This window comes from Roseobacter sp. HKCCA2468 (genome assembly GCF_037805105.1).
Taxonomy (GTDB): Bacteria; Pseudomonadota; Alphaproteobacteria; order Rhodobacterales; family Rhodobacteraceae; genus M30B80.
Genome location: NZ_JBBLYN010000009.1, coordinates 1 through 11,051, shown reverse-complemented (window position 1 = coordinate 11,051; position 11,051 = coordinate 1). Strand labels below are relative to the sequence as shown.

Annotated in this window: 3 protein-coding genes and 1 pseudogene; 2 read left to right on the top strand and 2 right to left on the bottom strand. The window is 47.4% G+C overall.

What is annotated here, in order from left to right; all coding sequences use genetic code 11:
* Nucleotides 1-51: 51 nt before the first annotated feature.
* Nucleotides 52-1,211 (top strand): annotated as a pseudogene (locus AAC620_RS12180) (IS3 family transposase).
* Between the two features lie 435 nt (nt 1,212-1,646).
* Here AAC620_RS12180 and AAC620_RS12175 read toward each other — a convergent pair.
* Nucleotides 1,647-3,599, bottom strand: a complete 1,953-nt coding sequence (locus AAC620_RS12175; protein ID WP_340245348.1) for a response regulator — start codon at nt 3,597-3,599, stop codon at nt 1,647-1,649.
* Nucleotides 3,600-3,817: 218 nt separating this feature from the next.
* Between AAC620_RS12175 and AAC620_RS12170 the strand changes: the two genes are divergently transcribed.
* Entirely contained in the window at nt 3,818-4,219 is a 402-nt protein-coding gene (locus AAC620_RS12170; protein WP_340245346.1) for a hypothetical protein, read from the top strand.
* 94 nt (nt 4,220-4,313) lie between these two features.
* On the opposite strand, the gene AAC620_RS12165 is transcribed toward AAC620_RS12170, so the two are convergent.
* A complete protein-coding gene (locus AAC620_RS12165; RefSeq protein ID WP_340245344.1) occupies nt 4,314-11,036 on the bottom strand; it encodes a hypothetical protein in 6,723 nt (2,240 codons plus the stop codon).
* Nucleotides 11,037-11,051 lie beyond the last annotated feature (15 nt).

The following is an 11,051-nucleotide window of genomic DNA, read 5'->3' as shown; positions in this document are numbered from 1 at the left end:
CAATCCCTCACTGTAATGTAGAGTCTGCGCCAACTTTGAAGGAGTAGACACATGCGACAGAGCCTTTTCACGGAGGCGCAGATACTTGGGATGATTAAGGAGCAGGAAGCTGGAATGCCGACTGTTGAGGTGTGTCGCAGGCACGGCCTGAGCCCCGCCACATTTTACAAGTTTAAGGCCAAGTTTGGTGGCATGAACGTGTCTGAGGCTGCCCGGTTAAAGGCGCTGGAGGACGAGAACGCCAAGCTCAAACGACTATTGGCAGATACGATGCTGGATAATGTCGTGTTGAAAGACCTACGGGGAAAGAGCTGACGACATTGACCAAGCGGCAAGACGCGGCGCACCGAGTGATACGGGATCACGACCTCTCGCAGCGCCGGGCCTGCAGGCCAGTTGGTGTCGATCCCAAAACAGTCCGGCGTGAACGCCCGTCAGACTGCGCGGAGATCCGCAATGAGATGAAGGAGATCGCAGGCATGCGGCGTAGGTTCGGGTATCGCCGGATAGGCGTGCTGCTGGAACGCAAGGGTATGAGTATGAACCACAAGAAGCTCTACAGGATCTACCGTGAGGAAGGCCTGTCGGTGAGGCGGCGGCGTGGTCGCAAACGTGCCTGAGGCACAAGGGCGCCGATGCCGGTTGCCGCGCATCCCAATGCACGTTGGTCATTGGACTTCGTGTCCGACAGCTTCGGCGCTTCGCGGAAGTTTCGAATGTTGGCGGTCATAGACGATTGCACGCGGGAATGCTTGTGCCTTGTCGCAGACACGAGCCTGTCCGGGGCACGGGTTGTCAGGGAGCTTAGTGCCCTGATCCGGATCTATGGCAAGCCAGGCTGCATTGTCAGCGACAACGGCACGGAGTTCACCAGCCGGACAATCTTGAAGTGGGCTGACGAGAATGCCGTGCCTTGGCACTACATCGATCCCGGCAAGCCGCAGCAGAACGCGTTCATTGAGAGCTTCAACGGCAGCCTGCGGGACGAACTACTCAACGAGGAAATCTTCGATAGCATCGATGACGCATGGCGCAAGCTGGCACTCTGGCGTTATGACTACATTACAGTCAGACCGCATTCCTCGCTGAAAAACCTCACGCCACAGCAAGCGCATCAGACGTTTGCGCAATCTGAGGGCTCCACGCCTGACGCGCTTGCAACCGACCCAGAACCAGAATACCAAAATCCAACCTGCAGACTCTCGTTATGAATGAGGGACCAAAAGGGGGCAGATCAGTCGTCGTCAATAATTCTCAAATGTGGGACGGTGCTGACTTGGAGCTCGTGTTTGGCACTGTGGCGTGAAAAGAGCTTACCAGCCTTTAGGGTAGTTTTTCTGAATAACTAGTTGATCTCCTTAAGTCTTCACGCAACCGGTCCCGGCTGCCTCCATTTTTCAGCTATTGGTGATAATCCAGGTTAAAATAATTGAAAAACTCAACAAAGTTGCACTTAATTTTAGCCAGTACATTTTAATAAAATCAAAAAAATGTGCACAGTTTTTTTCAGTATTAGTATTTTTACAAAGGAATTAATATCATAGGCAATTTTTCAATTAAGTAAATAAAAAATGAAATTAAGATGGGATTAGAGAAAAAATAGGCCTTAATATATTTTAAAATATTTTAGCGGTGCAGTAAAAAAATTATCTAATATTAAATTGCAAATAATCTAGGATACTGGCTGGTTTGAGAATGATTGTTTGTATACCAAGAGAGCGGAGTACCGCACTTTGTTTGCTATCTAAGATCTCGCCACTAACTATTATTATTCTAGATGGTGGAAATCCAATGTCATTTACTAGTATTTGAGCTAGATCTATCCCAGATGAAAATCCAAGGTTTACGTCAAGAATAATAAGATTGAATGTCTTTTCGCTTTTGATTAATCGAATTGCTTCGTTTGAATCAGATGCATGGAATACTTCGATACCATATCGATTAAGTTGCGTAGCTGATAACTCACGAGAAAATATATCATCATCAACTATAAGTACCTTTTCTCCATTGGTAATTAAAATTTTATTCCCTTCTTTCGACACTACACTTTTTACGCTCTTTTCGACTGGGGGAATCTCAATTCTAAAAGTATTTTTTCCAGACCCACAAATAATTTTCAAGACCCAATTATCTCTTAAAAAAATGCTTTTCAGGAGATGGAGCCCAATACCTGTAGACGTTTTTGATTGATAAGGTGGCTCAATGGAAATATTTGGTGAATTAATATACTTAATCACATTGTCAGGTAATGGATTTCCTAAGTGTGAAATCGATAAAATTAGATCCCGTTTTTTGGCAGAATAACTAATGGATATATTTATTTCATTGGAGGACGAGTGCTGCTTAATATTTCTAACAATGCTATGTATAGAATATTTTAAAATATTATTATTTATATAAAAAGGGAACGCACCGTCTTCAAGAAATATATTCGGGTGTATATTGTATGAGCCACAGATACGACTAATTTCTTCCTCAAAATCTTTTTGCGCCATATTCGTGTAAGTAATCTTTTCGTGGCCTATAGGAATTAACAATTCACTTATAACATCTATCTGTTTTTCTGCTTGTGTGTTGTCGAAATTATTACTATCTAAAACTTCTTTTGAGATTTGTTTTTTCAAGATATCAAGGTGCGCGCGAATATCGTGGTTGATTTTCATCAATGACATGCGCTGCAATTCTTTTAATTTAGCATCTGATTTGGATCTAGAATTAATTACATAGGCTGCGAAGAACATTACCAGTAATATTAACGTTAAAAAAAGAATTATTCTTTGGTTGACTAATTCTTTGTATTTTATCTGTGACCATTGTTCCGGAGTGAGGGGTGGTTGAGAAACCCAATCAAGATAAATTCTTTGAAGTATTTCGCTAGATACCGCATGAGCTTGAAATGTGTTTACTTGATCTATCAGGTATGAGTATTCGTTTAGAGCAGCAAACGTCATATTTGACGAAAACACAATTGGCCCCTCTACTAGGCCAGAGTATTCATCAATGTTTTCACTAAACGCATACCTTACTGCCCATTCAGACCCAAAAAAAGCTTCGCTCATGCCATTGGAAACTAATTGTATGCCCTCTTCGAAACTTTCAACAGTTCTAATTTCTGTTTGGGGTGAATTTTGTTCAAGCCATTTTATAGCAAATGCGCCTGGAGCGCCAATCACGGCTGCACTTTCTGGAAAATTTGTAAATCCGTTTAATAATAGCGCTTCATTTCCTATGGTATAGAAACGTAAATTAAAACTTCCAAAAGACTCTGAAAATGTAAAGTGTTCATAACCTGGTAGTAATTGGCTTGCCTCTAAAACTACTCCCAATAATGCAGGCTCTGGATTTTCTAGCAACGCATTACGGGCGATACGAACATCTTTGAGCTCCATCGTGAACTCTGTATCCAAAAACGCATTCATTTCATTAATGATGTCAACCCAATATCCCACCGGTTGCCCTTCTTGATCTGCATAATGGATTGGCTGGAGTTCGGGGCTACCATAATTGGGGATCGCGCTGTCGGCAAATGCTTGCCCGATCGATACACTGTAAATAATACATGTGAGCAAGGAGCAAAAAATCTGTTTAATCGCGATCATATTCGCCCTTTGTTTTTTCTAGTGGATTAAAAATCAAGATTTTTATTCTGGTATCACTTTTTATGGATTTTACCACCGATATTTACGTAGCTGCTGTGTTGCTTGAGTGAACTTATTTTGTCTGGGTTGAAGTAGATCGCGCGTGGCAACCTCTAAGATTGTGTCCATTCTTAGCACTAAGCGCCGACCAAGCTTTACAGATAAGGCTATCCGGCAATATGGTCAAGTTGACGAAAGCGTTGTTCGATGCACCAAGAGCTGAGGATGTGCTGCGCTATCCCTATCTGTGGGCAAGGCAGGCGGGGCACCGTGTAACTGAAGGCCGCAAAAATCGTCCCTATGCCGTCATCTTGTTTTTGAAGGCTGGTAGGGGGTCAAGAGAGTTGTGTTGGTGTGCTGTTGCCATACAGCCGCCGCAGACTGACACCCATGCCGTTGAGGTGACCGAAATTGAAGACCGCCGTACTGGGTTAGACAGCTGCCTACCGCTATGGGTGGTTATGGGCGAACACAATGTAGATGTGTTTAAGCAGAGTTTATACATCGAACCGCACAGCCACATATCCGACCCCATCAAAGCCTCGGAATGCGCCCACCAATACCAGAAACTACGACCCTAAAATTGGATCAAACATAGGGGGCTTGACAATCCAATATAGGAAAATATTGGCAAAAATGTTGATATGCGCGCCAACAGATCTCGAAGGCTTCAATCTAACTACTGTAAAGGTAAGTAAAATCATCTGAGATTATGGTGTTGCCATCTGAATGCAATACTTTAACCTCCAGGCTAACCAGGCCATCATTCGACGCATCATATGGTGATATATCAAAATTATCGAGAACCATTTCTCCGCTCGTAAGCTGGTCTTGTGTCGGACTGCCCAGGTCAATTTCTGTACCATCCACGATAAGAAACAACTGATCTGTCTCACTAACTTCGACCAGATTGATTGTCAGGTCTGGTGAATTATCTTGTGATGCTGTTCCATCATAGGGGATTTCACTTCCATCAGGACCAACTGCGATTGAATGAATGTAGGCATCTGATGTCAGAAGCTGCTCGAGATCATATTGGCTGACAGGAGCCTCAGATTCGCCAATTAAACGGGTAATGGCCTCATCTATTGCAGCTGTATCACCATCTACAAAGTAGTCATCGCCGAGGAGGTCGTTCAGATCTTCCGCTGTGATTATTGTTTCAGACTGAGCGAAGTATTCTGATGTGTCCTGCATACCTATCAAGTGTAATAGCCAGTCAGAGGCCGCTACTTTCGCGTCGTAAAGTGATTCAAGAAGACTTGGGGCAGAAGACTTCAAGGAGTAATTCAAAAGCCTCTCAGAGACAGCCAAGGCTTCTGCCTCATTTTGCACATCGAATCCTAACGCGGCCAAGTCGGCCTGAGACATAGGATGCGGATCATGAGATACGACAAAATCAATGTCATTTAGTGAGACACTAGCAGCTCCATGGTTCGAGTTAACATAAAGGCGAAACCCGTTGTAAGGAGTCGACTGATTAGCTTCACTCACTGTAAACGTCATCACTTGATTAGATGACGTCGGCTTGGCGCTATTAAACGTTTGAATAGTGACCCATGTTTGCGTCGCAGCATCCCAACCTTGAACATCAAAATTCTTGACCGACTGAGTTAAGTATGTAGTGTCAGCGCGGGAAGTAATGATGACTTTGGTTAAATAACCCGGCAACTGCGACTCATCTTTCCAGCCAATAGTCGTACCGGCTACAGGGTCGGCATCGCGTGTCGACCATTGTGTTGAGGAGCTGCCATCAAACGCATGCCATGCATCATAGTCTCGGTCTGAGGTCCGTTCAGAAGAAAACACCAGCCCAGCATCTCCTGCGCCAATTACGGGTACATACGACGCTTCGCCTCCCGTAATGAAGGTATCGAAGGCATCGAGTGCCACCAAATAACCTACCAAGTCATCAACGGTGGATGCATCCGCCGTATTTAGCAGCGTTTGAAGTTCCGCAAGGCTAGCTACTTCGCCGCCAAACAGGTCTGGCGGAAGGTAGTTGTCAGTGCCCGCTTCGACCATACTGGTGAAATCAAACAACCGTTTGTTGATAATTCGCATCTTCGCATCCGTCATAGCTGATGCATTGCTGCGAATAGCATCTGAAATGGCAAATAGTGGTTCGATTTGTGAAATAGCCAGGGAAAGATTATCCCCCAGATCGCACAAGCCGGAATCACGGGCAAAGTTATTCAGCGCTTCAATGTTGTCGCTATTTACACCTGGCACACCCAAGATATTCCATTCTTGTGCAGTTAGGCTCAAGACAGGGTTCGCATAAAACACCAACTCCCACAAATTGACGTTATGATCCCCCCCCCAAGTATCCGTTACGACTAATTGAAAGCCGCTGTATGATTTATACCGGTTAGCCGCATTATTACTGATGTAAAAGGTAGGGTTGCCTGTAGATGAATAGCCAGCCTCCGTCTGAATTACCTCCCAAGCAGTGCCATTCCAACCTTCAATTCTGAAATCGCCAGGCACGCGTCCTTTATAAGTGGAGTCGTCTCGGTTATCCCAATATACCCGCTGCAAGGCGCCGCTAGGGTATAAATCTGCAGAGTCCCACCAACCCAGTATGTGGTTAAGCGTTCCACCAGCAGTTGCATAAAGTGTTGAATGATCACGATCAAATAGCTCCCAATCCCAATATGAACTTGGAGAATAATCTGAGTTCACCGTTAAGCCAGCTCTATCGGAAGTGTCGTTAACACCATCATTCGTGTCAGGGACAAATCGGAAAGTGCTTGCCGTGTTAACCCCAAACTCATTAAACACACGTATGTCATCCAATAGTGCTTCATATATTGCGACGGCATTGTCTACAACCGAAACAAGGTCATTGAATGACTGAAATGATTCCGTCTCACCACGTAAGACCGAATTAATCGCATTAAGGTTGAATTTGCTTACTCGATCGTCTAAGCTCAGGGCTTGATAGTCTGCAAGCGTCGGTTCATCTTCTACACCGTTTGATAAAAGATAGGCATCAAATTTTGCATAGAGATCTTGGGCCGCCTGAACATCTGTAGCTAAATCACTGACTGGCGAAGCAGTTGAATAATCTCGGTTAAGCAAATACTGGTTCACGAACTCTTTCTCAGCCAGCGTTAGTGATGTATACCCGGCCAAATGGTAGGTGGCCAGATCCGGCACAAACTCGGAAACATGGTTTGCGAAAGCCTCAATGAGTTCATGAAAATCTGCAGGCTCGATGGGATCATTCTCAATATCTACAATCGTCGCACCAGCTAGGAAGTTGATGGCGCGCCAATCAAAGTTAAATTCCGCCGCTGATGAAATAGCGTTGATATCAGATACGATTGCGTCACGCGCGACGTCAACCATCTGTGTATAGAGATCTTGATGATCAATATACCGGAGATTTGCGGAATTAAGCGCCGAATTCACCAACCCGTAATTTGATGAATTTACAAAATCAAAACCCAGATCATTCCATTGTGATACAGACAAGTCGAGGAAACCCGGCCTGGAGTAGAAATTCATTTCACCCAAATCTACATAATCACCACCATCTTGCGCGTAGTAAACATAGATGCGAAATCCACGATAGGCTGCATTTTGGTTTGATGAACTGACATTAAAAGACTGGTCACTTGTACCACTATTCGAGTAGGTTTGAATGGTAGTCCAAGATGATCCATTCCAGCCTTGAATCGCAAAATAACCAGGCACCCGTGTACCAAAATTGTCTCGGTCCACCCATGAGAAACTTTCCAAGACATGCAAAGGCGCATCATTGGCATATCGGCCGATCCAATTAATGTTATTAGACGTGCCATCGTCATTTGACCCCGCCCAGAATGTTGTAGTGTCTCCATCCCACGCTTTGGTAGCAGGATAGGTCGAGTGCGACGGACTGGAACCGACATTGCCATAGGTATATTCAATTTGGTTGGCTTCAGTATCTTTTATACCTCCGGTACCAGCATAACCGTCTGCACGGTTTAAAACAGCGTTCATCGCAGAAATCGATGCGTTTATCGCTGCAGAGGCGTTCTCCCAATTTTGAACCTCTGCTTGAGAAGCATCCGCAAAATCTGCGTTGATTAGATATAAGTTTGATGCGTCGTCATACAGTGCATCACCAAGGCCAAGTGCACGATACTCCTCTGCGCTCAGTTGATATTGATGACTTCCCGTTCCTTGAAGCTGCTGCAACTTATCTACAAGCTGCAATGCATCTGCCACATAACCGGTCACATCCGAGTACGTTATTTCGTTGCCACCAAGATGATCAATGTAGCCTAAATAGTTTTGAATAAACTTGAGATTATCTACATCGGCTTCGGCTATGCCCAATGCCTGCAATTCGAGCAATGTTGGCGCAGCCACATGATCAACGTCATTGATATAGTCCCCTATACGATAGACTGCTTGCTGCAAGAGAAGCCCCTCTTGCAATGCTGTATGACTATCAAAATCGGTTGCGGACTGTTCATTAAGCCAGCCATTTAATCTTGTTAGGTAGGGTTCTCGAATACCATCAATTCCAGCATTACCATAATCCAAAGTGGTAAGCGTGGTCGTGCCATCACCGAGATCGGTCGTACTGCCATCGCCATCAACAAACGCCAGTATCTTCGCATAGGCATCAGTCGACGCATCGACAATAGCCTGCACCTCACTGCTCAGGTCAAGGTCCGCCTTAACTTCCTGCCCCGTTAGACCAGAGAAGCGTTTTTGAAACACACCATAGCTACTGTTGTCGTCAGCCGTGTTGCCACTTGAGGCCCAACTCACCACCCAGTCGCCATCAGGCAAGCCAGTCACAACAGGACGTGCTTGTTCCGCGTTGCTAACCGTGGCGATACGCATCTCGTCGTCCAGTGGCGTGCCATCTGCCGCAAATCGGCGCTGATAGACACCATCCCCGGAGCCATCCTGACCATAAGACTCCCAAACCGCTACAAAGCTACCATCCTCCAGCGCCGCAATTTCGACATACTCTTGAGTACTGGTGCCATATTGGTTGACAAGAACCTGGTCCCCAAGAGGAAGCCCATCCTCGCTGTAAACGCGCAAGGCAATGCTGTAGCCTGATCCGTCGAGATCATTGCCATCCTGCCAGGTAACAACCCAGCCCCCGTTGGAGAGCGCGGTCACAGAGGGATACATCTGCGCGCCGTTCCACTCGGTGTTGACGACAACCTCACCCGTCACAGGGTCACCTGAGCCATCGACACCAGCAACAACCTCTAGGCCCAGGGCATCATAACGCTTCTGGTAGATACCCCAGTCATTGCCGTCAGTGCCATTGTTATCCATCCAGGCCACAACCCAACCCCCATCGGCAAGACCGACAATAGAAGGATCTTGCTGACTACTGGCCGTTGTGGCGTTAACTCGGGTTTCGCCACCAACTAAGTTACCGTCGGCATCATAGCGTTGTTGGAAAACACCATTATTATCACCAGAACCCTGCCCCTGCCATGAAACAACCCAGCCGCCATCTGACAAGGCGCCGATTGTTGAATAATATTGCTGGTTAGAAGTTGTTGTGTTGACACGAGCCTCAGAACCAACCTGATCACCGGCAGCGTCAAACCGCTGCATATACACACCGTAAACGCTTCCATCTTGAGTATACGAGTCCCAAGAAACGACCCAGCCGCCATCGGCGAGAGAGATCACGTCAGGGTATATCTGGTGATTACTTGTGTACGTGTTGACGCGCAGCTCATCACCAACTGGCGCACCCGTATAATCAAAGCGTTGCTGGTAAATACCCCAATACGAGCCATCCTGGGTGTAGCTGCTCCATGTGACAACCCAACCACCATCACTTAAAGAAGTGATGCTTGGATAATTCTGCGCGTTAGATACGTAAGTGTTGACCAGCACATCCGCATCATCCGCAAGGCTGCCTATACGGTCGTTGATAAACGCCAGATTAGAGCCCGTGATGCCTGTAATCGCGGCATCATCAAACGTCTCTAAACTCGGAACGGTTGCGGAAGAGGCATCACTATAATCTTTTAAAAGTTGCAGTGCAGCCGACTGCCTTGCAATCGCTTTATCCGCAATCAGCTCGAGTTCATTGACAGTATCTGCCAACCCTTCAGAGGCCTCGGTCAAACGTAAATTGACTGCAACGACATTGTCTTCAGTGATGTAATCGAGACCTACAGCATCGTAATCGGCCTTCGTCAGAACTGTTTGCCCGGAACCTAAATCTGCAGTGCCGCCAGAGCGGCTGTAAAGATCGATTCTGGCAATGGCGGCGTCAGCCGCTGCAACAAGCATGGCAATATCGTCAAGGCTATCTGCACTGCCTGCGCTCGCTGCTTCTGCCAATGCAGCTTGCGCGTTAACGGCACGGATATTGCCACTGTGCACACCCAGGACGCCGGCAATACGGTAGTCCTCAATGACAGGGATAGCCGCCTGCCCGGTTGTATCCTTGGCGAAGGTATCAATCTTTGTCAGCGCCGCTTGCTGTGCCGTTATGCCAGCCTCTGCTGCCGCCTCAATGTCATCAAGCGCCGCGGCCAGGCTTGCCGCATCCGTCACCGCAGTGAACGTTCCAGTCTCAATCTGGCTGTTCAGGGTGTATAGCAGCTCATCGTTCAGGCCGTTGGCTTCACGAGCCTGGGTACCCGCCAGGGTATAGTCTTCAATGGCCGGGCGTGCACTGCGCAGTTCCGCCGTCCCGGTGATCTCGCCCCACTCCTTCCAATCCAATTGGAGCGCGGTGCCACTGAGTGACAACGTAAATTCTGCAGCGCTGTAATCCGGTGATGCCTGCAAGGCCGCCAGCAAATCAGCTGCGCTTGGACTGGCGCCCAGCGCGGTTGACTGCAGGCTATGAGCACCCATGCGGAGCGTAAACTGCTCCCCTTCTGTGAAGGTCAGCCCGGAGAGGTCCAGGGTCTGTTGTTCATAGACAAGCGCCGCATCAATATCCGTCAACGGGGCATCACTGCCCGCGATGGTCTCGGCACCGCTTACCAGGACGTTGTTATACGCTAGGATCTTATCGACGGCCGCCTCATGCTCTGCGATCCCTGTATCCACGAGGGCTTGGACTGCCTGGACCGTTGTAGCCGCAACGCGCTCGGCGTCATCAATGGCCTTATTAACCGCATAGAGCGTATCTGCCGTCACCCCAGTGATACCGGCAAAAAGATAGGTATCGGTCGTTGGTGCCGGGTTGGCTTCGCTGTCATCGGCATAAGCGGTGATCTTGGCCAGCGCCTCAACCACATCGGCAACCACAGTTTGCAGCTCGCTGCGCTGGTTCAGGGTCTCAAAAGTGCCCGTGTCGATGGTTGTCGTGCTGTGGTAATCCGCCCGCGCCAGGACCAGGCGAATACCCGCCAGGTTATCCGTGCTCACTTGAGTGAACCCCAAGGCCTGAAGAGACGCCATACTCACGCCGTCGCC